The sequence below is a fragment of the Singulisphaera rosea genome, assembly GCF_054877945.1.
This window is the reverse complement of record NZ_JBTYIP020000102.1, coordinates 1-476: the sequence shown is the minus strand read 5'-3', so window position 1 is coordinate 476 and position 476 is coordinate 1. Positions and strand designations below refer to the sequence as shown.

The following is a 476-nucleotide window of genomic DNA, read 5'->3' as shown; positions in this document are numbered from 1 at the left end:
GTTCGAGGAAGTGCAACGGCACGAGTTGATCGGGGGAGAAGAAGCCCCGGTGGTGTTCACGACGGAACTGAGTCCGCTGCAGCGCAGGCTCCTGAGCCTGTTGCGAATGACGGCGGCTTATAACCGCCGACGTGGCGACCGCCGGAAATTCGGAGAAATTGAATGCCGGATGTGCGGAACGTAGGCATCAACACATCGGCGCTGCGATGCGGGTCGATCTTGAAGATCGTATACAATTCGGCCCGTAGGCACCAAGTCCACCAGGCTTCCTTGTTGCACTTGTGGCCCGTCTCATCGATGTTCAACAGCCTCGCGTCGGGCAGGAATCGAAGCAACTCGTCATGGGGGGCGTCCAGCGCCTGACTGACCTTGTCGATCGTGTTGGCCAAAGTGCTCCGAGCGAGGGTGACGCCGACGACGTCGCGGAGGAACGTCCGGATCGTCGAGTAGGAGGCGTGACAATCCCCCTTCATGAA

General features: G+C 59.9%; 1 protein-coding gene. It reads right to left on the bottom strand.

Annotation, left to right across the window (positions count from 1 at the left end):
* Positions 1-56: 56 nt before the first annotated feature.
* Positions 57-476, bottom strand: a 420-nt coding sequence (locus tag ACYOEI_RS41135) for an IS66 family transposase (protein WP_462856483.1), incomplete at its 5' end; no start/stop codon positions are given.